This is a genomic window from Pseudomonas cuatrocienegasensis (assembly GCF_900110925.1).
In the GTDB taxonomy this organism is placed as follows: Bacteria; Pseudomonadota; Gammaproteobacteria; order Pseudomonadales; family Pseudomonadaceae; genus Aquipseudomonas; species Aquipseudomonas cuatrocienegasensis.
Genome location: NZ_FOFP01000003.1, coordinates 147,954 through 171,416 on the forward strand (window position 1 = coordinate 147,954; position 23,463 = coordinate 171,416).

General features: G+C 63.6%; 23 protein-coding genes. 9 read left to right on the forward strand and 14 right to left on the reverse strand.

From position 1 onward, the window contains the following. Window positions 1-14 precede the first annotated feature (14 nt). From BMW49_RS05685 to pilG, 5 genes are all read right to left on the reverse strand, one after another. Window positions 15-863: a CheR family methyltransferase gene (locus BMW49_RS05685; RefSeq protein ID WP_069516614.1), complete on the reverse strand. Its 849-nt coding sequence runs from the start codon at window positions 861-863 to the stop codon at window positions 15-17. A gap of 67 nt (window positions 864-930) precedes the next feature. Then, the gene (locus BMW49_RS05690) at window positions 931-2,976 is read right to left on the reverse strand and encodes a methyl-accepting chemotaxis protein (protein WP_069516372.1); all 2,046 of its coding nucleotides are present in this window, start codon (window positions 2,974-2,976) and stop codon (window positions 931-933) included. Between the two features lie 84 nt (window positions 2,977-3,060). Continuing rightward, window positions 3,061-3,597 (reverse strand): chemotaxis protein CheW, encoded by a 537-nt coding sequence (locus BMW49_RS05695; protein ID WP_069516615.1) that lies wholly within the window; start codon window positions 3,595-3,597, stop codon window positions 3,061-3,063. A gap of 47 nt (window positions 3,598-3,644) precedes the next feature. Further along, entirely contained in the window at window positions 3,645-4,010 is a 366-nt protein-coding gene (pilH, locus tag BMW49_RS05700) for a twitching motility response regulator PilH (protein WP_069516373.1), read from the reverse strand. A 42-nt stretch (window positions 4,011-4,052) separates the two neighbouring features. Next, window positions 4,053-4,460: a twitching motility response regulator PilG gene (gene pilG, locus BMW49_RS05705; RefSeq protein ID WP_069516374.1), complete on the reverse strand. Its 408-nt coding sequence runs from the start codon at window positions 4,458-4,460 to the stop codon at window positions 4,053-4,055. Window positions 4,461-4,702: 242 nt separating this feature from the next. On the opposite strand from pilG, the gene gshB reads away from it, so the two are divergent. The 4 genes from gshB (at window position 4,703) to ruvX (ending at window position 7,722) form a co-directional block, all read left to right on the forward strand. Beyond that, a complete protein-coding gene (gene gshB, locus BMW49_RS05710) occupies window positions 4,703-5,665 on the forward strand; it encodes a glutathione synthase (RefSeq protein ID WP_069516375.1) in 963 nt (320 codons plus the stop codon). A 56-nt stretch (window positions 5,666-5,721) separates the two neighbouring features. Beyond that, entirely contained in the window at window positions 5,722-6,618 is an 897-nt protein-coding gene (locus BMW49_RS05715; RefSeq protein ID WP_069516376.1) for an energy transducer TonB, read from the forward strand. A 68-nt stretch (window positions 6,619-6,686) separates the two neighbouring features. After that, window positions 6,687-7,256 (forward strand): YqgE/AlgH family protein, encoded by a 570-nt coding sequence (locus tag BMW49_RS05720; RefSeq protein ID WP_069516377.1) that lies wholly within the window; start codon window positions 6,687-6,689, stop codon window positions 7,254-7,256. Window positions 7,257-7,281: 25 nt separating this feature from the next. Next, window positions 7,282-7,722: a Holliday junction resolvase RuvX gene (gene ruvX, locus BMW49_RS05725; protein WP_069516378.1), complete on the forward strand. Its 441-nt coding sequence runs from the start codon at window positions 7,282-7,284 to the stop codon at window positions 7,720-7,722. 84 nt (window positions 7,723-7,806) lie between these two features. Here ruvX and BMW49_RS05730 read toward each other — a convergent pair whose 3' ends face one another. The 4 genes from BMW49_RS05730 to BMW49_RS05745 form a co-directional block, all read right to left on the reverse strand. Next, on the reverse strand, window positions 7,807-8,250 hold the full coding sequence (locus BMW49_RS05730; RefSeq protein WP_069516379.1) for an acyl-CoA thioesterase: 444 nt from the start codon (window positions 8,248-8,250) through the stop codon (window positions 7,807-7,809). A gap of 85 nt (window positions 8,251-8,335) precedes the next feature. Beyond that, window positions 8,336-9,499: an iron-containing alcohol dehydrogenase gene (locus BMW49_RS05735; protein ID WP_069516380.1), complete on the reverse strand. Its 1,164-nt coding sequence runs from the start codon at window positions 9,497-9,499 to the stop codon at window positions 8,336-8,338. A 95-nt stretch (window positions 9,500-9,594) separates the two neighbouring features. Continuing rightward, window positions 9,595-11,385, reverse strand: coding sequence for an acyl-CoA dehydrogenase C-terminal domain-containing protein (locus BMW49_RS05740; protein WP_069516381.1), 1,791 nt, complete (start codon window positions 11,383-11,385; stop codon window positions 9,595-9,597). Next, window positions 11,382-12,623, reverse strand: a complete 1,242-nt coding sequence (locus tag BMW49_RS05745; protein WP_069516382.1) for a 3-hydroxyacyl-CoA dehydrogenase — start codon at window positions 12,621-12,623, stop codon at window positions 11,382-11,384. Before BMW49_RS05745 ends, BMW49_RS05740 begins: the two co-directional genes overlap by 4 nt. 98 nt (window positions 12,624-12,721) lie before the next feature. On the opposite strand from BMW49_RS05745, the gene BMW49_RS05750 reads away from it, so the two are divergent. Further along, window positions 12,722-13,618 carry a LysR family transcriptional regulator gene (locus BMW49_RS05750; protein WP_069516383.1) on the forward strand — a complete coding sequence of 299 codons (897 nt, stop codon included), beginning with the start codon at window positions 12,722-12,724 and terminating at the stop codon, window positions 13,616-13,618. Window positions 13,619-13,771: 153 nt separating this feature from the next. Here BMW49_RS05750 and BMW49_RS05755 read toward each other — a convergent pair whose 3' ends face one another. Continuing rightward, on the reverse strand, window positions 13,772-14,260 hold the full coding sequence (locus BMW49_RS05755) for a PaaI family thioesterase (RefSeq protein WP_069516384.1): 489 nt from the start codon (window positions 14,258-14,260) through the stop codon (window positions 13,772-13,774). 259 nt (window positions 14,261-14,519) lie between these two features. Further along, the gene (locus BMW49_RS05760) at window positions 14,520-14,945 is read right to left on the reverse strand and encodes an HPF/RaiA family ribosome-associated protein (protein WP_069516385.1); all 426 of its coding nucleotides are present in this window, start codon (window positions 14,943-14,945) and stop codon (window positions 14,520-14,522) included. A gap of 179 nt (window positions 14,946-15,124) precedes the next feature. Between BMW49_RS05760 and BMW49_RS05765 the strand changes: the two genes are divergently transcribed. Genes BMW49_RS05765 through BMW49_RS05780 form a run of 4 tightly spaced genes read left to right on the forward strand, consistent with a single transcriptional unit; the run spans window position 15,125 to window position 18,580 of the window. Continuing rightward, window positions 15,125-16,270, forward strand: coding sequence for an ABC transporter permease (locus BMW49_RS05765; protein WP_069516386.1), 1,146 nt, complete (start codon window positions 15,125-15,127; stop codon window positions 16,268-16,270). Further along, the gene (locus BMW49_RS05770) at window positions 16,267-17,055 is read left to right on the forward strand and encodes an ABC transporter ATP-binding protein (protein ID WP_069516387.1); all 789 of its coding nucleotides are present in this window, start codon (window positions 16,267-16,269) and stop codon (window positions 17,053-17,055) included. Before BMW49_RS05765 ends, BMW49_RS05770 begins: the two co-directional genes overlap by 4 nt. Further along, window positions 17,055-17,972, forward strand: coding sequence for an MlaD family protein (locus tag BMW49_RS05775; RefSeq protein ID WP_069516388.1), 918 nt, complete (start codon window positions 17,055-17,057; stop codon window positions 17,970-17,972). The genes BMW49_RS05770 and BMW49_RS05775 overlap by 1 nt, the downstream gene beginning before the upstream one ends. Further along, complete coding sequence (locus BMW49_RS05780) at window positions 17,969-18,580, forward strand: ABC-type transport auxiliary lipoprotein family protein (protein ID WP_069516389.1); 612 nt, start codon at window positions 17,969-17,971, stop codon at window positions 18,578-18,580. The genes BMW49_RS05775 and BMW49_RS05780 overlap by 4 nt, the downstream gene beginning before the upstream one ends. Before the next feature lie 27 nt (window positions 18,581-18,607). On the opposite strand, the gene BMW49_RS05785 is transcribed toward BMW49_RS05780, so the two are convergent. The 3 genes from BMW49_RS05785 to BMW49_RS05795 form a co-directional block, all read right to left on the reverse strand. Next, window positions 18,608-20,533 carry a RecQ family ATP-dependent DNA helicase gene (locus tag BMW49_RS05785; protein ID WP_069516390.1) on the reverse strand — a complete coding sequence of 642 codons (1,926 nt, stop codon included), beginning with the start codon at window positions 20,531-20,533 and terminating at the stop codon, window positions 18,608-18,610. 76 nt (window positions 20,534-20,609) lie between these two features. Then, on the reverse strand, window positions 20,610-21,494 hold the full coding sequence (locus BMW49_RS05790) for a CHAD domain-containing protein (RefSeq protein WP_069516391.1): 885 nt from the start codon (window positions 21,492-21,494) through the stop codon (window positions 20,610-20,612). 329 nt (window positions 21,495-21,823) lie between these two features. Further along, window positions 21,824-23,365, reverse strand: coding sequence for a phosphoenolpyruvate carboxykinase (locus BMW49_RS05795; protein WP_069516392.1), 1,542 nt, complete (start codon window positions 23,363-23,365; stop codon window positions 21,824-21,826). Window positions 23,366-23,463 lie beyond the last annotated feature (98 nt).

Here is a 23,463-nt window from a genome sequence, read left to right on the forward strand (position 1 = left end):
TTGGCTCTTCTGCCTTATCCCTTGCGGGTAAACGCCAGCACTCGCTCATCGGCCACCGGAACCAGATCCGGGTGCTGCCAACCGGCCACCTCACCCACTCCCACGACCAGCAGACCACCCGGCACCAGGCATTCAGCCAGGCGGTTGAGGATCTCGCGGCGGCGCCAGCGGCGAAAATAGATCAGCAAGTTCTGACAAAAAATCACATCCATGCCGGACATTGGCGCCTTGGCCAGTTCCAGCACATTGAGCCGGGCGCAGCACACCTGCGCCGCCAGGCCCGCAACGATCTTGAAACGTCCATCCGCAGTCTCGGTGAAGTACGTCTGGCGTAGCCCGTCCTCCATCCGTTCCAGCTTGCGTGCTGCATACAGCCCATCACGGGCCTTGTTCAGGGCGCTCAGGCTGATGTCCGTGCCAGTGACTCCGAACGCGGCATCCATACCGAGTACCTGCGCTGCACTGATGGCCAGCGAATAAGGCTCCTCACCACTTGAGCAGCCCACGCTCCATAACGCCAGCGGCTGCTCAAGGCCCGCCGCCTGACGCTGTCGCAGGTACTGGTCAAGGACCTCGAATGAAGCCGGGTGCCGGAAGAACTGGGTTTCCTGAATAGTCAGACGATCCAGCAGCGTCGACCACTCCACCGCACCGCGCGGCCCGTCGAGCACCTGCTGGTAATAGCTGGCGTAGTCACTGACCGCCAACTCGCGCATGCGCGCACTCAGGCTGGTCTGCAAGAAAGTGCGTCGCTGCTCGGTAATCACCAGCCCGGTACGCTCCTCAAGCAACGCCTGCCAGGCACGAAACTCGCTGGCGGACATATCTGCCAGCGGTTGCAAGGCCCAGACGCCTGACTGCATGTCGTGCCCCTCGCTCATGACCATAGCCCCTGCGCAGCGGCCCGTTCAGGCCACCGCAGCAGCGGGGTCAGACCTGTTCGCCATCCGGCAAGTTAAAGCCCGACACCGATTTGCGCATCTCACTGGCCATCTTGGCCAGGTTACCAATGCTCTTGGCGGTTGCCGTAGTACCGGACGAGGTCTGCGAGGTGATCTCCTGGATCACGTTCATGGTGTTGGAGATATGGCCCGCCGACGAAGCCTGCTGGCGAGCGGCGTTGGAGATGTTCTGAATCAAGGCCGCGAGGGTCTTGGATACCTTCTCGATCTCTTCCAGTGCCACCCCGGCGTCCTGCGCCAGACGCGCACCGCGTACCACTTCGGAAGTCGTCTGCTCCATGGAGATAACGGCTTCGTTGGTGTCGGTCTGAATCGTCTTGACCAGCGCCTCGATCTGCTTGGTTGCAGCAGACGAACGTTCTGCGAGGCGTTGTACTTCGTCCGCTACAACAGCGAAGCCGCGGCCCGCGTCGCCGGCCATGGAGGCCTGGATCGCGGCGTTCAGGGCGAGGATGTTGGTCTGGTCAGCAATGTCGTTAATCAGGCTAACGATGTCACCGATCTCCTGGGACGATTCACCGAGGCGTTTGATTCGCTTCGAGGTGTCCTGGATCTGCTCACGGATGTTATCCATGCCGGTGATGGTGTTGTGCACCACTTCGTTGCCCTTGTTGGCGATGGCTACGGAACGTTCCGCTACCGCGGAGGACTCCGAGGCGTTCGCCGATACCTGGTCAATCGACACGGCCATTTCATTGATTGCCGCAGAAGCACCGGCAATTTCCTGGGCCTGGTGCTCGGAAGCCTCGGCCAGGTGCATCGCCGTGGCCTGGGTTTCCTGGGCAGCACCGGCTACCTGAACGGCGGTCATGTTGATGGTCGCCACCAGTTCACGCAGCTGGTCGATGGAGTAGTTGATCGAGTCGGCAATGGCACCCGTGAAGTCCTCGGTTACCGTCGCGGCTACCGTCAAGTCGCCGTCGGCGAGGTCGGCGATTTCGTCGAGCAGACGCAGAATCGCCGTCTGGTTACGCTCGTTCTTCTCCAGGTTTTCGGCCAGCCGGCGGTTGCTCTCACGCACCATGACGATACCGATCAGGATGATCGAGGCCAGCGCCAGCACGCCCAACAGGTAACCGGCCAGGGTGTTGATCGCCCGCGCATCGGCCAGGCTTTCAAAGCCATCAGCAAGGTCGGACGCTTTGTCCAGCAGGGTCTGCGAGACGGTAAAGATACCGTTCGCCGACTCACGAACCTGGAACAGTTCAGGCGAGGTTTCGAGAATTTCGTCCACCGAGCCCGATACGAACTCGAACAGCTCGGAGATTTCTGTCAGACGCTCCAGCGCTTCTTCGTCGGTAACCTGAGCGATCTCCATGGCAGCGTTGCCTTCGAGCATCGCAGCCAGCACCCGACCGAACAGGCTGGCGTCACGACCGAACATGTCGGCGGCCTGTACCGAATCCTCGTCACCGGCCAGAACCTTGTTTACCGAACCGAGAATTCGTTCAGCCAGCAGGGACTGACGCTGTGCCACGGCAACCTGAGCTGCCGGCGCGCCGCTTTCCAGCAGAATGTCGACGACTTCTTCGTACTCGACCTGCAACTGCGGGATGGTTTCGGCGAGCGTCGCAGCAACCTGGTGCAACGACAGAACGGTCTGTTCGCTGGCAAGAATGGCGTCGGTGTTCTGCCGCAAGCTGTCCCAGTCCTGCTGCACAACGGCAATCTGGGGTTGCACCGAGGCCGGTGCCGGCGGCAGGCTGCTTGCCGGGTTGCCGTCGGTCAGGTAACCCCAGCGCGTCTGAAAGTCATTGCGCGCATCGCGCAACAGGGCGAACGCCTCAGGCGTACCCGCAGCCGCTTCGGTGGAGTTCTTGGCGATACGCTGAGACAGCACGCGCAGCTCACCCGCGTGGCTGATGTATTCCGTATCGTAGTTGGACTGTGTGTTGATGTAGGCGAAGTTGGCGAACAACAGCACGATGGAAACGATGAGGACGATAAACAGCCCTGCAATCAACGAACTGCTGCGCGTACCCGCGAACATATTGCCTGCTTTTAATTTATTCATTAACTGGCCCCCGCCTGGACCGACCGCACTACGGTACCCATGTAACGCCAAAAGGCCGACAGTGCCGACCCAACCGAAAATCGTTTAATACGCCACGTCAAGAAATGCCGGATGCTGCGCCAACGCATGCGGACTAAAGACTAGCCAAGCCTGCTCGCGCTGGAAAAGGCCGTGTATGAACGGCTGGATGGACGCTTCGAGCGGCGGTAGCTGCTCGGAGAAGGTATCGACCACGAAGTGCTGCATACCGAAGACTTCATCGACCGTGAGCCCCGCGAATACTTCTTGGTGATCGACCACCAATACGCGCCGTTGCTTGCGCAGCGGCGATAGCTCGTTACCGAAAAAACCACACAGGTCCATCACCGGCAACAATCGCCCACGCACGTTGGCCACACCCTTGACCCAGCTCTTCACGCCAGGCAGCAAGGTGTAACGGGGCTCGTGCAAAACTTCACCGATCTCACCCATCGGTGCCACGAACAACCGCTCACCCATGCGAAAGCCTATACCACTCCAGGTCTGTACCGTCGCTTGTTGCGAAGGCAGACCAGCCGCCAGCGCCCGACAGCGCTGGTCGATTCCGAGGAGTAGCTGAAATGGCGTTTGTGTGTCCGACATGCCAAACATGGCCTTCTTGTTTTAATGAATAGCGGACCCGTCCGGCATCAACCGGCCAAAACCGCCTTCAAGGTCTTGAGCAGTGTCTCTTCATCGACCGGCTTGGTCAGATAATCCTTGGCACCCTGCCGCTTACCCCAAACCTTATCGGTTTCCTGGTCCTTGGTGGTGACGATAATCACCGGGATGTGACTGGTGTCGGCATCTTTGGTCAATTGACGGGTCGCCTGGAAGCCATTGAGGCCCGGCATGACGATATCCATCAGCACGGCATCAGGTTTTTCCTGACGGGCCAGGGCCACGCCATCAGCACCGTTCTCAGCCTTGAGCACCTGATGACCATGCTTTTCCAGCATGGCCGTGAGCTTGTACATCTCGGTCGGCGAGTCATCAACAATCAGAATTCGAGCCATGGTGTTTCCCAATACGTGAAAAGACGCGAGCCAACGCTCACGTCAGGATGCCTGCTCCACCGGAACGAAGTCAGGGACGTGGGCCTTGATCGCCCCGAGCAGCTCTTCCTTGCTGAAGGGCTTGGTCAAGTACTGATCGGAGCCCACGATGCGCCCCTTGGCCTTGTCGAACAGGCCGTCCTTGGAGGACAGCATGATCACCGGGGTGGACTTGAAAGCACTGTTGTTCTTGATCAGCGCACAGGTCTGATAGCCGTCCAGACGCGGCATCATGATGTCGACGAAAATGATGTTGGGGTGGGTGTCGGCGATCTTTGCCAAGGCATCGAAACCGTCCACCGCAGTGATCACATCACAACCCACCTTCTTCAGCAGGGTTTCGGCGGTACGACGAATCGTTTTCGAATCGTCGATAACCATCACCCTCAAACCCTCGGAATGCTGTTCCATGTTTGCCCTACCATTGCCTCGGTGAGTCGTTGTTTTTTCGTTATCCAGTGCGCCTGAGGCCTTGCCACCGACGGGCTGCAACCCGATCGTCGGGCCTTTTTAGCACACTCTACCTATGCAAGCTATAAGCCGCTCAGGGCTAGGGTTTTTTCCTTGACCCCCCGCCCCGGCAGCGCCACCCTGACGCTTTGCAATCGCCCGGCACCCTTGAAAAACGGCGCCTTCAACCGGAGAAATACCCCATGAGCGTTCGCCTCGGCATTGTCATGGACCCCATTGCCCAGATCGCCTTCAAGAAAGACAGCTCGCTGGCCATGCTGCTGGCCGCCCAAGCGCGGGGCTGGTCCCTCTTCTATATGGAGCAAAAGGATCTCTACCAGAGCAAGGGCCAGGCCCGTGCACGCATGAGCCCGCTGACCGTACACCACAACCCAGAGCACTGGTTCGACCTGGAGGCCGAGCAAGACCTGCCACTGCAGGAACTGGATGTGATCCTGATGCGCAAGGACCCACCCTTCGACAACGAGTTCGTCTACTCGACCTACCTGCTGGAGCAGGCGGAAGAAGCCGGCGTACTGGTGGTCAATCGCCCGCAAAGCCTGCGCGACTGCAATGAAAAGTTCTTCGCCACGCGTTTTCCGCAATTCACACCGCCCACCCTGGTGAGCCGCCGTGCCGACATTCTGCGCGAGTTTGCCCGCGAGCACCGTGACATCATTCTCAAACCCCTGGATGGTATGGGCGGTTCGATGATTTTTCGTCACCGCGAAGGTGACCCCAACCTGTCGGTCATCCTCGAGGCCCTGACCGAGCATGGCAGCCAGCAAATCATGGCGCAGGGCTATCTGCCCGGCATCAAGGATGGCGACAAGCGCATCCTGATGATAGACGGTGAACCGGTACCTTACTGCCTGGCGCGCATTCCGGCCGCTGGCGAGACACGCGGCAACCTCGCCGCCGGCGGACGCGGCGAAGCTCGACCGCTGAGCGCTCGTGATCGCGAAATTGCCGAAGCCATCGGCCCAAGCCTGCGCGAGCGCGGCCTGCTGTTCGTCGGCCTCGACGTGATTGGCGAGCACCTGACTGAAATCAACGTGACCAGCCCGACCTGCATTCGCGAGATCGATGCGGCCTATGACACACGCATCGGCGAACGCCTGATGGATTGCATTGCCGAGAAGCTCGCAGCGCGCAGTGCTTCATAGACTTTTAAGCCTACCCTCGGCAGACTGCGCGGCAACCTGAGCGGACCCACAACGCGATGAACGCAGCTGCCGACCTCACCGATTCCCAGCCCGCCGGCGTACGCCCGGCGGATCGCCTGGGCTTTACCCTGTTTCTCGCCGCCGTGCTGCATGCAGCGCTGATCCTCGGTGTCGGCTTTTCCCTGGCCGACCCCAGCCAGGTCAGCAAAACCCTGGAAATCACCCTGTCGACATTCAAGAGCGAGCAAGCGCCCAAAGACGCCGACTTTCTCGCCCAGGACAACCAGCAGGGCAGCGGCACCCTGGAACACAAGGCCGCACCGACCACGACCGAGCAGGCACCCTTCCAGGACACTCAGGTCAACCGCGTGACACCGCCCGCCGCACCGCAGCCACCGGCCGCTCGTCAGGAAGCGCCAAAAGCCGCGGTCGCCACGCGCAGCCCGCAAGCGCAGAAAACTCCAGTCAAGCGTGAAGAAGCACCGCCTGCCCCGCCAACGCGCGAGGCACCAGTATTCGACGCCGCGCAATTGTCGTCGGAAATCGCCAGCCTGGAAGCCGAACTGGCCCAGGACATCCAGCAATACGCGAAAAGGCCGAAGATCCACCGCCTCAACGCAGCGTCGACCATGCGCGACAAGGGCGCCTGGTACAAGGATGAGTGGCGCAAGAAGGTCGAGCGCATCGGTAACCTCAACTACCCGGATGCCGCCCGGCGCCAGCAGATTTACGGCAGCCTGCGCCTATTGGTATCGATCAACCGCGACGGCACGCTGTTTGAAGTACTGGTCCTGGAATCATCCGGCCAGCCGCTGCTGGACCAGGCCGCCCTGCGCATCGTCCGCCTGGCCGCCCCCTTCGCCCCGTTCACCGGCGACCTGGCCGACATCGATCGCCTGGAAATCATCCGCACCTGGCGCTTCGAACGTGGCGATCGACTGTCGAGCAATTAGCGACAACGGCACTGGGCCTACGTAGGGATGGCTTGTAGCCTGAGGCTTGCCGCTTCAAACTAGCGGCCATGAAGAACTCAGCGCCCACCTTCCTCAAGCATCATTTCCTGATTGCCATGCCGCACATGGTCGATCCGCATTTCGCGCAAACCGTCACCTACCTGATCGAGCATAACGATCAGGGCGCGATGGGCCTGGTGATCAACAAACCCAATGGGCTGACCCTGGCCGACGTCCTCGAGCAACTACGCCCCGACGATGCCGCGCCGATGCTCTGCCACAGCTTGCCGATCTTTGCCGGCGGCCCGGTGCAGACCGACCGCGGCTTTGTCCTGCACCCCACTGGTCCGCAGTTCCAGGCCACCCTGGAGTTGGGCGAGCTGGGCTTGTCGACATCCCAGGACGTGCTCTTCGCCATTGCTGACGGCAGTGGCCCCGAGCGCTATCTGATTGCCCTCGGCTACGCCGGCTGGGACGCTGGCCAACTGGAGGCAGAGCTGGCCGACAACGCCTGGCTAACCTGCCCGGCCGACCCGGCGATTCTCTTCGAGACCCCCTTCGATCAGCGCCTGGACGCTGCTGCTGCGCGCCTGGGTGTCACCCTCGCGCTGCTCACCTCCCAGGCCGGACACGCCTGATGCCCGCACAATCAGGAGCTTCTACATGAGCACCGCGACCGCTAAACCGCTGCGCCTGTTGCTCGGCTTCGACTACGGCACCAAACAGATCGGTGTCGCCGTCGGCCAGGTGATCACCGGTCAGGCGCGCGAACTGTGCATCCTCAAGGCGCAAAATGGCGTGCCCGACTGGCAGAAAGTCGAAGCCCTGCTCAAGGAGTGGCAGCCGGACGCCATCGTCGTTGGCCTGCCGCTGAATATGGACGGCACAAAAAGCGAGATGAGCGAGCGCGCCGAGAAATTCGCTCGGCGCCTCAACGGCCGCTTCAACCTGCCCGTGCACACCCACGACGAACGCCTGACCACCTATGAAGCCAAGGGCCAGCGCCTGCAGCAAGGGCAGAACAGCGGCTACCGCGAACGCCCGGTCGATGCCCTGGCCGCCGCCCTGTTGCTGGAAGGCTGGCTCAACGATCATCCGCACTAGCCTTTATTCGCGATGGCAGCGCGAATTTCGCGAATAAATCGCGCCTACATGGATGCAACAGCTAGCTCAGGCATAGCCTTTTCACTATTCCACCTCAACCACCTGCAAAGGCTCGAGCGCTGCGCGCAACAGCGCCGGGATCGGTACGGGTCGGTTGCTCTGGCGATCGACGAAGACATGCACGAAACGCCCTGCCGCGCAGGCCTGCTCCTCTGCCGCCTTGAACACCGCTAATTCGTATTGCACCGAACTGTTACCCAGCTTGCCGACACGCAGACCGACCTCGATCCGCTCGGGAAAGGCGATGGAGGCGAAGTAGTCACAACTGGAGCTGACCACGAAGCCCACCACCGCGCCCTCGTGGATATCCAGGCCACCGACCTCGATCAGGTAGGCGTTCACCGCACTGTCGAAATAGCTGTAGTAAGTGACGTTGTTGACGTGGCCGTAGACATCGTTGTCATGCCAGCGCGTGGTGATCGGCTGGAAGTGGCGGTAGTCGCTACGCAAGTGTTGGGGTTGGCTCATGCAGGGTCCTTGGGTTGGCATCGCGGCTAAAGCCCCTCCCACATATCTGGGGCCTTTGTGGGAGGGGCTTTAGCCGCGACCGTATTCAATAGGCGGCCTGGTAAATAGCCAGCGCCTGCTGCTCGTTGATCGTGCGCGGATTATTCACCAGCAGACGCTGCTGCAGCATGGCGTCGGCCGCCAGGGTCGGCAACATCGCCTCACTCACCCCGGCATCGCGCAGGCGCGTGGGCAGGCCGCTGCGCACGCTGAAATCGGCCAATGCCTGCAAAAACTGCTCGGTGCGTTCCAACTCGCTACCGGCACACAGCGAGTCGCCCAGCACCAGCGGCGCCAACTCGGCATACAGCGGCGCGGCCACCGAAGCGTTGAAGCCCAACACATGGGGCAGCACCAGGGCGTTGCTCAGCCCATGGGGAATATGGAAATGCCCACCCAGCGGGTAGGCCAGCGCATGCACCGCGGCCACAGGTGCATTGGCGAACGCCTGGCCGGCCAGGCAGGCGCCGAGCAGCATGGCCTGGCGTGCCTCACGGTTGCCGCCGTTGTGCACGGCTTCGTCGAGATTGGCCGCCAGCAGGCGCAGCGCTTCGCGCGCCAGCAGGTCGGACAGCGGGTTCTTTTTCAGCGCACTGGTGTAGGCCTCGATGGCATGGACCATGGCGTCGATGCCGGTGGCCGCAGTGACTGCGGGTGGCAGGCCGAGGGTCAGGTCGGCGTCGAGCAGGGCCAGGTCCGGCAGCAGCAGCGGCGAGACCACGCCCATCTTGGTCGTTTCGCCGGTGGTGATGATGGCAATCGGCGTCACCTCCGAGCCGGTGCCCGCGGTGGTCGGCACCTGGATCAGCGGCAAGCGCCGCCCGCGCGCATTGCCCACGCCATAGGTCTCGCTCAACGTCTGCTTGCACTGCGGATGAGCCAGCAGCGCCACCAGCTTGGCCACGTCCATCGAGCTGCCGCCGCCAAAGCCAACTACCAGTTCGGCGCCCAGGGCACGGGCCTGCTCAACGGCCGCCAGGACAATAGCCTCGGGTGGGTCGGCCAGCACCTGATCGAACACCTCAACGCCGATGCCGGCAGCAGCAAAGCCTGGCAGCAGCGGCGCGAGCAAGCCGAGGCGAGTAATGCCGGGGTCGGTAACGATCAACACGCGCTGCGCACCGCGCTCACGGCATAACTCGGCTAGACGCAGGCTGGCGCCAGACTCGCAGAGGATCTGCGCGGTGGTGGCAAAGCTGAAGGGATGCATGCAGTGCTCCTCTTGTTGTTTGGCATAATTCGGTGCGCACAGCGCACCCTACAGGGTTATGCGCAGGGTGCGCTGTGCGCACCAATGGCCCGCGGCTAAAACGCGAAACTCCCTTCCGGCATTGCCATCAGGCAATCCGCCCCGCCCAGCAGTGCTTCGCGGTGACCACTGGCACGCGGTAGCACACGGCGTAGGTAGAAATCGGCGCTCTGCAGCTTGGCCTGGTAGAACCCCGCCTCAGCACTGCCCGCCTCCAGCGCATCCTGCGCCCGTGCGGCAGCCTGCAGCCAAAAGCCGGCGAGCAGCACATAGGCCGAGTACTGCAGAAAGTCCACCGAGGTGGCACCGATCTCCTGCGGGTCGCGCTGGCACACACTCAGCACCTCGGCACTCAGCTCGCGCCACTCACCCAGACGGCTCTGTACCACGGCCGCCATCTGCGCCAGTGTCGGGCGTGTGGCCTGGGCATCGCACAGCTCACTGAGCTCGGCCTGCAGCGCCGACAACTCGGCGCCGCCATCACCCAGTACCTTGCGACGAATATAGTCCAGCGCCTGGATGCCGTTAGTACCCTCGTAGAGCTGGGTGATGCGGCTGTCGCGCATCAGTTGCTCCATGCCCCACTCGCGGATAAAACCGTGGCCGCCGTAGACCTGTACGCCATGGCTGGCCACTTCCTGGCCCATGTCGGTGAAGAACGCCTTGACGATCGGGATCAGCAGCGCCGCGCGCTTGCCGGCCGCCTTGCGCGCCTCAGTCGTCTCGGCGCCGTGCTCCAGATCGAGCTGGCGCGCAGTGTAGGCGGCGAGCATGCGGCAGCCTTCGGCCAGGGTCTTCTGGGTCAACAGCATGCGCCGCACGTCCGGGTGCACGATAATCGGATCAGCCGCCTTGTCCGGCGCCTGCACCCCGGCCAGGCCCCGTGACTGCAGGCGCTCACGGGCATAGCGCAGCGCGCCCTGGAAGGCCGCCTCGGCGATACCGAGGCCCTGCAGACCAACCTGAAAGCGCGCGTCGTTCATCATGGTGAACATGCAGGCCAGGCCCTGGTTGGCCTCGCCCACCAGCCAGGCGCTGGCTCCGTCGAAGTTCATCACGCAGGTGGCGGCGCCTTTGATGCCCATTTTGTGTTCGAGGGCGCCACAGCTCAGCGTATTGCGCACGCCCAGGCCGCCGTCGGCGCTAACGATAAACTTCGGCACCAGCAGCAGCGAGATGCCCTTCACCCCGGCCGGCGCATCCGGCAGGCGCGCCAGCACCAGATGGATGATGTTCTCGGACAAGTCCTGCTCACCGCCGCTGATAAAGATCTTGCTGCCCGTGACCTTGAAGCTGCCGTCCGCCTGCGGCTCGGCGCGGGTGCGCAACAGGGCCAGGTCGGTGCCGGCCTGGGGTTCGGTCAGGCACATGGTGCCGGCCCACTGGCCACTGACCAGTTTCGCCAGGTAGCTCTGCTTGAGCGTGTCGCTGCCGTGCTTGTGCAACGCCAGCACGGCGCCTTCGGTCAGCCCGGAGTACACGCGGAAGGACAGCGATGCGCCCATCAGCATCTCGTGGAAGGCAAAGGCCACCAACTGCGGGAAGCCCTGGCCGCCAAACGCCACCGGCCCGGTCATGCTCGCCCAGCCGTTGTCCACGTATTGCCGATAGGCGTCGGCAAACCCCGTTGGCGTCCTGACCTGGCCGTCCTGCAGTTGGCAGCCCTGCTCATCGCTGTTGCGATTGAGCGGGGCGATCTCGCCGGCTGCAAAGGCCGCGGCCTCCTCCAGCACACCGTCGATCAGTTCGCGGTCCAGGCCATTGCCTAAACGCTCGCAGTGAGCGGTGGCATCGAACAGTTCGTGCAACACAAAACGCATATCACGCAGCGGCGCCTGGTAGCTCATGCCCGGCCCTCCTGCACGTCGGCGAATCGTTTGCCAGCCGCTGCCAGGCGATCGATAAGCTCTGCTGGCTGCCAGTGGCTGCCCAAGCGCTCGCGCAGGTGCAGCAGGCGCTGGCGGATGGCGCCAACACCCTCGCCGTCAGCCCAGGCCATCGGCCCGCCACGCTCGGCGGGAAAACCGTAACCGTTGAGGTAGACCAGATCGATGTCGTGGCTGTTGGCGGCGATCTGCTCTTCAAGAATCTTCGCGCCCTCGTTGACCAGCGCCAGCAGGCAGCGCTCGAGGATTTCCTCGCGGCCGATCTCTCGGCGGACGAAGCCCAGGCGCTCGGACTCGGCCAGCACCAGGGCGTCTACCTCGGGGTCATGCTCGGCCTGGCGGCTGCCGGGGGCATACAGGTAGTAGCCCTTGCCGCTCTTCTGGCCAAAGCGGCCCTGCTCGCACAGGCGGTTGTCCACCTGCACGGCCACATCGTCCTGGCCCTGCCCAGCCAGCTCGCGGGCGCGCCATTCGAGGTCGATACCGACCACGTCGTACATACGGAACGGCCCCATGGCAAAGCCGAAGCCCTGCAGCGCGGCGTCGACCTGATGCGCCCAGGCACCTTCGAGCAGCAGCATGCGCGCCTCGCGCACATAGGTGTGCAGCATGCGGTTGCCGATAAAGCCATGGCAGTTGCCAGCCACCACCGCCACCTTGCCCATGCGCACGCCCAGCTCCTGGGCGGCCTCCAGCACCGCCGGGGCAGCCTTGGCGCCGCGCACGATCTCCAGCAGTTTCATGATGTGCGCCGGACTGAAGAAATGCAGGCCCAGCACCGCCTCAGGACGCGAGGTGACGGCGGCGATGGCGTCGATATCCAGCGCCGAGGTGTTGCTGGCGAGGATCGCGCCGGGCTTTATCAGCCCATCCAGCTCACGAAAGATCTGCTGCTTGAGGGCGAGGTTCTCGTACACCGCCTCGATCACCAGGTCGGCCTCGGCCAGCGCCGGGTAACCGTCCGCCGCCTCGACTCGAGCCCGCCGCGCCGCCGCCTCGGCCGCATCGATACGACCCTTGGCGACATTCTGCGCCCAGGTCTGCTCGGCCATCTCGAGGCCTGCTTCGACCATCTGCGGGTTGTTATCCAGCCAGAGCACGCGCAGGCCGGCGTTGGCCAGGCTGATGACGATGCCGCGGCCCATGGTGCCGGCGCCGATGACGGCGGCGCAGCGAAGCGGCGAGACGATGTTGTTCATTGTTGTTCCTCTCGTGCACGAACAGAAAAGTTTGGGTCACGATAAGCAAGCGACTACTATTTTTGAAATTTAGTCTTGTGATACGACATATTCAGCCTATGAATTTCTCCAACTTCGACCTCAACCTGCTGCGCGTACTCGATGCCCTGCTGCGTGAGCAGAACGTCTCGCGCGCGGCCGAACGCCTGGCGCTGAGCCAGCCGGCGGTGAGCAATGCGCTCAATCGCTTGCGCCAACTGCTCGATGACCCGTTGTTGGTGCGCGTCGGCCGGCGTATGCAGCCCACCCCGCGCGCGTTGGCCCTGGAGGCGCCAATCCGCAACGCATTACGCCAGTTGCAACAGAGCCTCAGTGCGGGAGAGGTGTTCGAGCCCGGCGAGAGCCGCCAGCGCTTTAGCATCGCCGTCACCGACTACGTTGAGCTGGTGTGCATGCCGCGCTTGCTTGAGCGCCTGAGCAGGCGCGCGCCAGGGATCGGCATTGATATTCGCCACCTCAGCCCAGGCCTGCCAATGGATGCCCTGGACAAGGGCGAGTTGGATCTGGTGCTGGGCCGCTTCGATGAAATCCCTGCACGCTTCGCCCGCCAGCATTGGATGAGCGAAACCCTCAAGCTGGCGCTGCGTCGCGAGCATCCACAGTTGCAGGCACAGCCGGACCTGGCGGCCTTCCTGCGCCTGCGTCATCTGTGGGTACACGGCGGCCAGACCCGCGGCATGGTCGACCAGTGGCTGGGGGAACAGGGGTTGTCGCGGCAGATTCTCTACACCACACCAAACTACTTGCAGGCGGCCCATATAGTTGCCGGCAGCGAACTGGCGGCGGTGCTACCCACCGCCCTGGCCAACCACTTCGCCGCGCTACTGCCACTGCAATTGTTCGACCTGCCCTTTGCCCTAGGCCCGTTTCACCTGGAAATCGTCAGCCTGGCCCAGCGCGGACGCGATGCAGCGCTGCAGTGGCTGATCGAAGAGATAGTGGCGGTGGCTGGATAGGGTCGTGACACGAATCAAATGTCGCTCTCTGTAGGAGCGAATTTATTCGCGATAATCCTTGAAGGCGCTGAAAGCATCGCTGCTAAAGCAGAACGCCGCCCGGCCCCACCCATGCAGTTCTGAATTTACCGACATTTGATTTTTGTCGTGACACTAGCGCCCGTGGGCCTGAGCCCCGAGGGCGGCGGCCTCGACTCGTACAAAAGTCGAGTCACCGCAGGCAGTCATAACGCCGCCGGCGTACAACTCGCAGATCACCCGGCTTTTGCGCGCGACCTCGCCTTCTACCCAGGCCCGCAGTTGCAGCGGCACACCCATGGGCGTCGGTTTGATAAAGCGGATGCCCAGGTGCCCGGTAACGCACTCAATGCGCGGCAGGCTCTCAAGCCCGCGCTGTTCGGCGCGGTAGTGAAAGGCCATGGCAGTCCAGTTGGAATGGCAGTCGACCAGCATGGCGATCAGGCCGCCATAAACCAGCTCGGGCCAGCCGCAGTAGCGGGCGTCCGGCTGGTACTCGGAAATGACATGGGCCTGTTCGGCATCCCAGTGGCTTTTCAGGTGCAGGCCGTGGGGGTTGCTGCTGCCACAGCCGTAGCAGACCCCGTCTGGCGCGGCCTGGTCCTGCAGAGAAAGGTCGGTCATCAGGCATAGTCCAAAGAGTGGTCCCACCGAGTCTGCCACAATGGCTGCGCTCGGCGGGACTAGCAACTCCCGTAGAAGCGTCGCCCCGGCGCGAGCGTTTGGACTTTCCTGCGGTATCGCTGGATGGCCACTATTCGCCGCGAGGCGCGGCTCCTACGAGAAGCATCAATGCCGCACCTAGGCGTCTGTTGACGTTTCGTTCGCAACAACGCGGCTGACGACGAAAACGCTAACAGCCCCTAATCACAGCGAAGCAGGCTCACTCCTTGCCGAGGGCCTCCTGGCGGGCGAGAAACTCCTCCTGTAACAGAGCATCCTTGACCTGCTCAGGCGACTCTTCGAGCAGCGGATCGTTCAGCTCACCGGCGGACAGCACCTTGGCGTCGAGTTTACCCATCAGGTGCTCAAGGGCGTGGCGCATCTTCTCAGCGGCACCGTCCACCGCCTGGTCGAGTGAGGCCGCCTTATGGGTTACCGACAGCGGCTGATGCCCTTTGGGCCGCGCTTCGATCTGGCAACGCTTGTCGTCGTCTCCGGCCTTGGCGCCGTTCTCGTCGCTGACATGCACTTCAACACGGGTCAGCAAATCATCGAAACGCTCCAGGCGCTCGCCGACGCTAGCCTCGATCCAGGCCTGAAGACGGGCGCTGCCCTCGATGTGGTTGCTGTTGACGTGAATCTGCATGGTATTCCTCACTTGCATAGGGTGTAGTCATTCGAGGCGCCAATACGCGGGAGGTTCAGCATGTCCTGTGATTCAACGCCAATCACAGCATCCGCGGACGCCAGCGGTGCTTGCGCGTTACCCAGCCTCGACATACCGCGCAGCTTTGCGCCAGAGCGCTGAGCCAGTAAGCTGCGCCCATGAGTACAGCCCCCTACCTGCAATCGCCCGCTGCGACCGCCTCGCACACCGAGGCACGTCTGCGTATCGGCGGTGACTGGACCCTGGCTCATTACGCCCAGCTGCTGCCCCAGGTCGATGCCCTGCGCAGCCAGCTCGACGCCGAAGTGCGTGTCGACCTCAGCGACCTCGGCGCCCTCGATACGGCGGGCGCGGCCTTGCTGGTGGAGTTATTGGGCGCCGGGCGCCTGGCCGAGCTCGCCGCTGACGCGCCGGACCTGTCCCGTGAGCGCCGCGCGCTGCTGCAGACCATCGGTCAGGCCATGGCCGACAACGAGGCGCCAGCGCATGCGAAAGCCGGCAGCGCCCTCGGGGATGTATTCGCGCACATCGGCGAGGCCACCCTGACGATCTGGCAACACCTGGTGGCGTTGCTCGGTTTTATCGGCCTGACCCTGAGTACCCTGGTCAGCGTGCTGCTGCGGCCCAAACGCTGGCGCCTCACCGCCCTGGCCGCACACCTGGAGCAAACCGGCCTCAACGCCGTGCCCATCGTGGCCCTGCTGACCTTTCTGGTCGGCGCTGTGGTGGCCTTTCTCGGTGCGACCGTACTCGCCGACTTCGGCGCCAGCATTTACACCGTCGACCTGGTGGCCTTCTCGTTTTTGCGCGAATTCGGCGTGCTGCTCACGGCCATCCTCATGGCCGGGCGCACCGCCAGCGCCTTCACTGCGCAGATCGGTTCGATGAAGGCCAACGAAGAGATCGACGCGATCCGCACCCTGGGCCTGAGCCCCATCGAGTTGCTGGTCCTGCCGCGGGTGTTCGCCCTGCTCCTGGCCCTGCCAATGCTGACCTTCGTCGCCATGCTCAGCGGTATTTTCGGCGGTGCGGTGGTCTGCGCCCTGACCCTGGATATTCCGCTGGTGCGCTTCCTGGCCATCCTGCAGGAGGACATCGGCCTCAACCACTTCCTGGTCGGCATGCTCAAAGCACCGATCTTCGCCTTTCTGATCGCCGTGATCGGCTGCCTGGAAGGCTTCAAGGTCAGCGGCAGCGCGCAGTCGGTGGGTGAGCACACCACCTCGGCGGTGGTGCAGTCGATTTTCGTGGTGATCCTGCTCGACGCCATCGCCGCGCTGTTCTTGATGGAGATGGGCTGGTGAGCGGCGAAGCGATCATCGAAGTGCGCGACCTGGGCAATCGCTTCGGCGCCCAGGTGGTGCACGAGCACCTCAACCTGGACCTGTATCGCGGTGAAGTACTGGGCGTGGTCGGCGGTTCGGGCACCGGCAAGTCGGTGCTGCTGCGCAGCATCGTCGGCCTGCGCGAGCCCAGCGCCGGACGCATCACAGTGTTCGGCGAAGACCTGTTGAGCCTGTCGGGCGAGCGTCGCTCACTACTGGAACGACGCTTCGGCGTGCTCTACCAGCGCGGTGCGCTGTTCTCCTCGCTTACGGTGCTGGAGAACATCGCCCTGCCGCTGATCGAGCACGCCAAACTCAGCCGTGAGGCCGCCGAGCGCCTGGCGCGGGTCAAGGTCGCCCTGGTCGGTCTGCCGAGCAACGCCGGCGATAAATACCCCACCGAATTGTCCGGTGGCATGGTCAAACGGGCTGCCCTGGCGCGCGCCCTGGCGCTGGAGCCGGACATTCTGTTTCTTGACGAACCCACCGCCGGCCTCGACCCAATTGGCGCGGCGGCCTTCGACCAGTTGATCGGCACCCTGCGCGACGCCCTCGGTCTGAGCGTGTTCCTGGTCACCCACGACCTCGACACCCTCTACAGCCTGTGCGACCGCGTTGCCGTGTTGGCGCGCAAGCAGGTGCTGGTCGCCGACCGCCTCGACGTGGTGGCCGACACCGACGATGCCTGGATTCGCGAATACTTTCATGGCCCGCGCGGACGCGCCGCCACACAGGCCGCCACAGGCGTGCCAGGGAGCAGCTGATGGAAACCCGAGCCCACCATGTTCTGATCGGCTTGTTCACCGTGCTGGTGGCCGCGGCCGCGCTGCTGTTTGGCCTGTGGCTGAGCCATTCGGGCAGCGACAGCGACTTCACCGACTACGAGGTGGTGTTCAACGACAACGTCAGCGGTCTATCCCAGGGCAGTGCGGTGCAGTACAGCGGGATCAAGATCGGCGAAGTGATCGCCCTCGGCCTCGACCCGCAAGACCCACGCACCGTGCGCGCGCGCGTCCGCATCACCGGGCAGACGCCGATCAAGCAGGACACCCGGGCGCGCCTGGCGGTCACCAATATCACCGGCGCCGCCGTCATCCAGATGGAGGGTGGCACCCCGGAGAGCCCGAACCTGACCAGCGAAAATGGCGAACCGCCGATCATCATCGCCGACCGCTCGCCATTCTCCCGGCTGATGGCCGGCGGCGAAGACCTGATGATCAGCATCACTCGCCTGCTCGACCGCGCCAACCAGATGTTCTCGCGCGAGAACAGCCAGCGCGTCAGCCAGACCCTCGACCATCTGGAGAAGATCACCGGCGCCGTGGCCGAGCAGCGCGACGAGCTGGCTCAGGCCCTGCAGCAGATCAGCCAGCTCAGCCGCGAGGCCAGCCAGGCGATGCGCAGCGCCAACCAGTTGCTCGACGGCGAAGGCCGCGAAGCCTTCGCCAGCGCGCGCCAGTTGATGACCTCGCTGGAGCGCAGCAGCACGCAGATCGAGCGCCTGCTGGCCGACAACCGCGACGCCGTCGACGGCGGCCTGCAGAGCTTTGCCGAGATCGGCCCGGCGATCACCGAACTGCGCGACACCCTGGGCTCGCTGCGCAACTTTTCCCGGCGACTGGAAGAAGACCCGGCGGGCTACCTGCTGCGCAGCGACAGCATCAAGGAGTTCCAACCATGAATCGTATCGCCGCCCTGACAGCGCTGGCCCTGAGCGCCCTGCTCGGCGCCTGCTCGGTGCTGCCCAAGAGTGAACCGCTGACCTACTACCTGCTGCCGGCAAGCCCCACGGTCAATCAGGCAGCTGCCGGCCAGGTGGCCTGGAGCCTGCGTGTGGACAAGCCCTACAGCAACCAGTTGCTCGACAGCCCGCGCATCGCCGTGCTGCCGGGCGGCGCCCAGGTCGCGGCCTACCAGGGCGCGCGCTGGAGCGACCGCGCACCGATCCTGTTGCGTGATCGGCTGGTCGACGCCATCCGTAGCGACGGCCGAGTAGCGGCGGTGAGCAGCGACGACGCCCGGCTGGCCGCCGACCTGGTCCTGAGCAGTGACCTGCGCGCCTTCCAGAGCGAGTACCACGCTGGCCAACCGGCGGTGCATATCGTGCTGGAAGCGCGCCTGGTCCAGGCCAGTAGCCAGCAGATTGTCGCCAGCCAACGCTTCGAGGTGCGTCAGCCGACGGCAGATCCATCGGTCGACGCGGTTGTGGCGGCCTTCGGCCAGGCCGGCGATCGCCTGGCCAGCGAGCTGATTGCCTGGACGCTGGGCGAAGGACAGCGCAGCCAGTAGGGTGCGCATTGGTGCGCGCATCGCGCCCTACTTGTCCAGCCAGGCGCGTACGTCGGCGTAGGGATAATCTTCCAGTACGGCGAAACCTGGCAGTTGCCGCGCCTTGAGCTTGGTCAGTAGCGGCGTGGTGACACCGCAGAGAAAGCGCGTCATGCACTCACTGCTCGGTGCCTGAGCACAGTGCTGCATATGCCGCTCGGCCAAGGCCGCGCACAGCGCCTCGGGGTCGCGTGCGCTCAGCGGCGGCAAATCCGGCGGCGCGGGCAATCTGGCAACGCGCCCCTGGCACACCGAGCAATGCCCACAACGCTCGGGCGCCTGCTTGTCGCCAAAGTACAGCGCCAGGCGCCGGCTCAGGCATTCGCGACTCTCGAACAGCCCGAGCAGGGCCTGGATGCGGGTGATCTCGCTGGCCTCATGGGCACGAAAGTGCGCATGCAGCTCCTCGGCCAGGGCGGCGGGATCGAAACGGCCATCGAGCAGCGCGTAGACCTCGGTCATCTGCTTGCTTTCCAGCTCGATCCAGCCGCGCTCCTGAAAGAAGTCCAACGCCTTGATCACCCGGCCGCGCTCGGCCTGGTGCTGGCTGTACAGCGTCTCGAAATCCAGCGTGCACCAGGTCCGTGCCCGCGCCGAGGTGCTGGCGATGGCCTCGACGAACTGCCGCCGCTCGCCCTCGAACTTATCCAGCAACGCCTGTGGCTCGATCAGGTACTTGAAGCGGTACTCGGCAAAGTAGGCGTAACGCGGGGCGATGATGCCACGCAGTTCCAGCTGCACCAGCAGGGTCTTGAGCGGTAACTGGCGGATATTGCTCTGCTCGGAGAGTTGGTTGAGCATCAGCTCCCACTCGCCGTTGTGACTGCTGTTGAGCAGCTCATCGAGCACACAGCGAATGCCATCCAGCTCCGGCGTATCGCCGTAGACGAAGTTTTCCAGCACGTTGAGGCTGTCGCGGTTGGCCAGCACCAGGCAATCCGAGGGTTGACCATCGCGGCCGGCGCGGCCGATCTCCTGGCTGTAGTTCTCGATGGATTTCGGCAGGTCGAAGTGCACGACGTTGCGGATGTCGCTCTTGTCGATGCCCATACCGAAGGCGATGGTGGCAACGATGCAGTTGACCTGCCCGGCCATAAACTGGCGCTGGATCGCCTCGCGTGCTTCGTGGGCCATGCCGGCGTGGTAGGCACTGGCGGCAAACCCCTGCTGGCTGAGGCGCTCGGCCACCTGCTCGGCGGTCTTCTGCTGGGTGACGTAGACGATGCTCGGTTGCCCGGCCTTGGCCAGCAACCACTGCTCCAGGCGGCGCTGCTTGTCACGCCCGCTGACCGGCTCCACCAGCAGGTTGAGGTTGGGTCGGTAGAAACCGGTGGTGACCACGTCTGCAGCGGCAATGGCGAACTTCTGCTGCATATCGGCCACCACCTGCGGCGTCGCCGTGGCAGTGAGCAACAGTACCTGGGGGATGTTGAACTGACGTTGATAGTCCGGCAGCTTGAGGTAGTCCGGGCGGAAGTTATGGCCCCACTCGGAGATGCAGTGCGCCTCGTCGATCACCAGCAGGGAGATCGGTACCTGGGCGATAAAGGTGCGGAAGCGTTCGTTCTTCAGACGCTCGACCGAGATCATCAGAATCTTCAGCTCGCCGGCCTTGGCGCTGGCCATCACCGCGCTGGCGTCCTCGCGGCTTTGCGCCGAGTCGATACTGGCGGCGCTGATACCGCGGGCGTGCAGAAACGCCAGCTGGTCCTGCATCAGCGCCAGCAAGGGCGAGATCACCAGGGTCAGGTGCGGCAGGTGCAGCGCAGGCAGCTGGTAGCACAGCGACTTGCCCGAACCGGTGGGGAAGATTGCCGCGGCCGAACGCCCGGCCATAACAGCGCTGACCACGGCATCCTGCCCGGGGCGCAATTGGGTGAAGCCGAAAACCTCGGCGAGGCTCTGCTGGATCATGGCTCAGTCCTTTGGGTCGATGAGAGCGAGACCCTCAGTGTAAACGCCTGAGGATAAAAGATACTGCTGTCGTCCCTCACGCTCGCCGGGCCACACGCCAGTAAAGCGCCCAACGTGCTACCAGGGCACTGGGCTTTTCTGCGTACAGGCGGCGGCCCAGGTCAAGCGCCTCGTGGTGCAGCACGACACGCCGATGGCTGATGCCCTCGGCAATACTGGCACGCATCAACACATCGCCAAACAGCTCGGGCTGCTCGGCCAACAGCGTTTGCATCACGCTCAGGTCCTGGTAGTCACCCAGCTTTTCCGCCAGCAGGCTGAGCGAGGCATGCCAACTGTTGCAGTGCTGCGGCCAGGCCTGGTGCAGCAAACGCGCATGGTAGCCGTGGTCCTTCACCCGCTTGCGCCAGTCGTGCAAGGCCTCATCGCCAGGCTCGCAGCGCACCCTGCGCAGGGCCGCCCGGCCTGCGCGGTAGCTGCGCAGCAACCCCTCCTCGAACAGGCTGAAACCCTTGCCCTTGATCCGCCACTCGGCGACCTCGGTGGCGGTCTGCTGCAGCGCGGCGATCAGACTGTCACGCTCGGGCGGCTGCCCTACCCCGGCACTGACCCGCGCCTGCAAACGCTCACGCACGCTGGCCATGGCCGCGGCGGCAAAACGGGCCGGCTCATGGCGCACCAGCGCGTCCCAGCTTTCCACCATCGCCACGGCATCACGAGCACTGGAAAGCTGCCTGGCGGTGTCGCCTAGGCGCTGGTTCAGGGCCGAAAAACGCGCCGCCCCCAGCGGTTCACGCACCAGCCGCAGCAAGGCGCGCAGCTCTTTCAGGCGCTTGCGGGCGTCGTGCACACCTTCGCTGCTGCCGCTCTGTACGGCCTTGACGGCCTTGTCCAGCCGCCCGCGGGCCACCCGGCGCAGCTGTTTGCTCGAACACTTAACAGGGTTGATGCTAAAGGCCATGGTCACACTCCGGCTAACAGGACATCGTTTTGACCGCTACACAGCAGCATCGACTCAATCAGCAGCGACCATAAAAAGGCGATGTCGCAAAATCGAGTTGCATCCCGTGCAAGCCATCACGCAGCACCAGAGTGAACGACCGAACACGCTTAGGAGCCCCGCCTCGGGGCGAATCGATTGCAGCCATTGAGTTATTTCGGCGTTGCCCATGGCATTCGCCGCGGGGCGCGGCTCCTACAAAAGCATCGTCGCCGTGCAACGCGGATACTGGGACAGCGTCATAAAAAAACCGCCCGAAGGCGGTTTTTTATACAGCGCGCGGCTACTTATTAAAGCTGCGGGCCGGCATTGCGGATGGCATCGCTGACGTCGAACTTCTTGAAGTTCTCGACGAACAGCTTGGCCAGGCCTTTCGCGGCCTCGTCGTATGCCGCCTGGTCAGCCCAGGTATTGCGCGGGTTGAGCAAGTTGGTTTCAACGCCTGGGACGGCTTTAGGTACGCTGAGGTTGATGATCGGCAGTTGCTCGGTCTCGGTGCCGATCAGGGCGCCGCTCTGGATCGCCGCGATCACGCCACGGGTGGTGGGGATGTTGAAGCGCTTGCCCACGCCGTAGCCGCCGCCGGTCCAGCCGGTGTTGACCAGGTACACCTTGGAGCCGAAGCCACGGATGCGCTTGATCAGCAGTTCGGCGTACTCGCCCGCCGGACGCGGGAAGAACGGCGCGCCAAAGCAGGTGGAGAAGGTCGACTTGATGCCGGCGCCACTGCCCATTTCGGTGGAACCGACGAGCGCGGTGTAACCGGAGAGGAAGTGATAAGCCGCCTGTTCTTCGTTGAGGATCGACACCGGCGGCAGTACGCCGGTCAGGTCGCAGGTCAGGAAGATCACCGCGTTCGGCTCGCCGCCGAGGTTGTGCTCGCTGCGCTTCTCGACGTGGGTCAGCGGGTAGGCCGCACGGCTGTTCTGGGTCAGGCTGTCGTCGGCGTAATCCGGCACGCGGTTGCCGTCGAGCACGACGTTTTCCAGCACAGCACCGAACTGGATGGCTTTCCAGATCACCGGCTCGTTCTTCTCCGACAGGTCGATGCACTTGGCATAGCAACCGCCTTCGATGTTGAACACCACGCCCACGCCCCAGCCGTGCTCGTCGTCGCCGATCAGGTAGCGCGACTCATCGGCCGACAGGGTGGTCTTGCCAGTGCCGGACAGGCCGAAGAACAGGGTCACGTCGCCTTCTTCACCGATGTTGGCGGCGCAGTGCATCGGCAGCACGTCGGCATCGGGCAGCAGGAAGTTCTGCACGCTGAACATGGCTTTCTTCATTTCACCGGCGTAACGCATGCCGGCGATCAGCACTTTTTTAGCGGCGAAATTGAGGATCACACAACCGTCGGAGTTGGTGCCGTCACGCTCGGGCACGCACTCGAAATTGGCCACGTTGAGCACTTGCCACTCATCCTTGCCCGCCGGGTTGTACTGCGCCGGCTCGATGAACAGGCAACGACCAAAGAGGTTCTGCCAAGCAGTGGCGGTGGTCATCTTGACCGGCAGGTAGTGCGCCTCGGCCGAGCCAACATGGACGTAGGAAACGAAGCTGTCCTGGGCGTCGGAGAACGCCTGCACGCGGTCCCACAGGGCATCGAACTTGTCGGCCGGGAATGGGCGGTTGATCGCGCCCCAGGCGATTTTCGCCTCGGTGCTCGGCTCTTGCACGATGTAGCGGTCAGCCGGCGAACGGCCTGTGCGGTGGCCGGTGCGTACGACCAGCGAGCCGTTGGCGGCCAGTTCGCCTTCGCCACGACGGATGGCCTCTTCGACCAGTTGAGCGGCGCTGATATCGGTGTACACGGCGGTGTTGGCTTGCGTCATGTGGGTCCCCGTCGGCCGGCGGCCGAGTTTTCCGAACGGGTGTAGTGGAACCAGAGGTTCAACTACAGCGGTAAAAAAGTCGCGGGAGTATGCCAGAA

What these genes read in the sequence shown, in the direction of transcription:
- pilH (WP_069516373.1), bottom strand. Translation starts at nt 4,010, where the DNA reads ATGGCTCGAATTCTGATTGTTGATGACTCGCCGACCGAGATGTACAAG.
- BMW49_RS05775 (WP_069516388.1), top strand. Translation starts at nt 17,055, where the DNA reads ATGGAAACCCGAGCCCACCATGTTCTGATCGGCTTGTTCACCGTGCTG.
- BMW49_RS05735 (WP_069516380.1), bottom strand. Translation starts at nt 9,499, where the DNA reads ATGCATCCCTTCAGCTTTGCCACCACCGCGCAGATCCTCTGCGAGTCT.
- BMW49_RS05685 (WP_069516614.1), bottom strand. Translation starts at nt 863, where the DNA reads ATGCAGTCAGGCGTCTGGGCCTTGCAACCGCTGGCAGATATGTCCGCC.
- BMW49_RS05740 (WP_069516381.1), bottom strand. Translation starts at nt 11,385, where the DNA reads ATGAGCTACCAGGCGCCGCTGCGTGATATGCGTTTTGTGTTGCACGAA.
- BMW49_RS05790 (WP_069516391.1), bottom strand. Translation starts at nt 21,494, where the DNA reads ATGGCCTTTAGCATCAACCCTGTTAAGTGTTCGAGCAAACAGCTGCGC.
- BMW49_RS05780 (WP_069516389.1), top strand. Translation starts at nt 17,969, where the DNA reads ATGAATCGTATCGCCGCCCTGACAGCGCTGGCCCTGAGCGCCCTGCTC.
- pilG (WP_069516374.1), bottom strand. Translation starts at nt 4,460, where the DNA reads ATGGAACAGCATTCCGAGGGTTTGAGGGTGATGGTTATCGACGATTCG.
- BMW49_RS05765 (WP_069516386.1), top strand. Translation starts at nt 15,125, where the DNA reads ATGAGTACAGCCCCCTACCTGCAATCGCCCGCTGCGACCGCCTCGCAC.
- BMW49_RS05750 (WP_069516383.1), top strand. Translation starts at nt 12,722, where the DNA reads ATGAATTTCTCCAACTTCGACCTCAACCTGCTGCGCGTACTCGATGCC.
- BMW49_RS05690 (WP_069516372.1), bottom strand. Translation starts at nt 2,976, where the DNA reads ATGAATAAATTAAAAGCAGGCAATATGTTCGCGGGTACGCGCAGCAGT.
- BMW49_RS05730 (WP_069516379.1), bottom strand. Translation starts at nt 8,250, where the DNA reads ATGAGCCAACCCCAACACTTGCGTAGCGACTACCGCCACTTCCAGCCG.
- BMW49_RS05720 (WP_069516377.1), top strand. Translation starts at nt 6,687, where the DNA reads ATGAAGAACTCAGCGCCCACCTTCCTCAAGCATCATTTCCTGATTGCC.
- gshB (WP_069516375.1), top strand. Translation starts at nt 4,703, where the DNA reads ATGAGCGTTCGCCTCGGCATTGTCATGGACCCCATTGCCCAGATCGCC.
- BMW49_RS05760 (WP_069516385.1), bottom strand. Translation starts at nt 14,945, where the DNA reads ATGCAGATTCACGTCAACAGCAACCACATCGAGGGCAGCGCCCGTCTT.
- BMW49_RS05695 (WP_069516615.1), bottom strand. Translation starts at nt 3,597, where the DNA reads ATGTCGGACACACAAACGCCATTTCAGCTACTCCTCGGAATCGACCAG.
- BMW49_RS05795 (WP_069516392.1), bottom strand. Translation starts at nt 23,365, where the DNA reads ATGACGCAAGCCAACACCGCCGTGTACACCGATATCAGCGCCGCTCAA.
- BMW49_RS05715 (WP_069516376.1), top strand. Translation starts at nt 5,722, where the DNA reads ATGAACGCAGCTGCCGACCTCACCGATTCCCAGCCCGCCGGCGTACGC.
- BMW49_RS05755 (WP_069516384.1), bottom strand. Translation starts at nt 14,260, where the DNA reads ATGACCGACCTTTCTCTGCAGGACCAGGCCGCGCCAGACGGGGTCTGC.
- BMW49_RS05785 (WP_069516390.1), bottom strand. Translation starts at nt 20,533, where the DNA reads ATGATCCAGCAGAGCCTCGCCGAGGTTTTCGGCTTCACCCAATTGCGC.
- BMW49_RS05745 (WP_069516382.1), bottom strand. Translation starts at nt 12,623, where the DNA reads ATGAACAACATCGTCTCGCCGCTTCGCTGCGCCGCCGTCATCGGCGCC.
- ruvX (WP_069516378.1), top strand. Translation starts at nt 7,282, where the DNA reads ATGAGCACCGCGACCGCTAAACCGCTGCGCCTGTTGCTCGGCTTCGAC.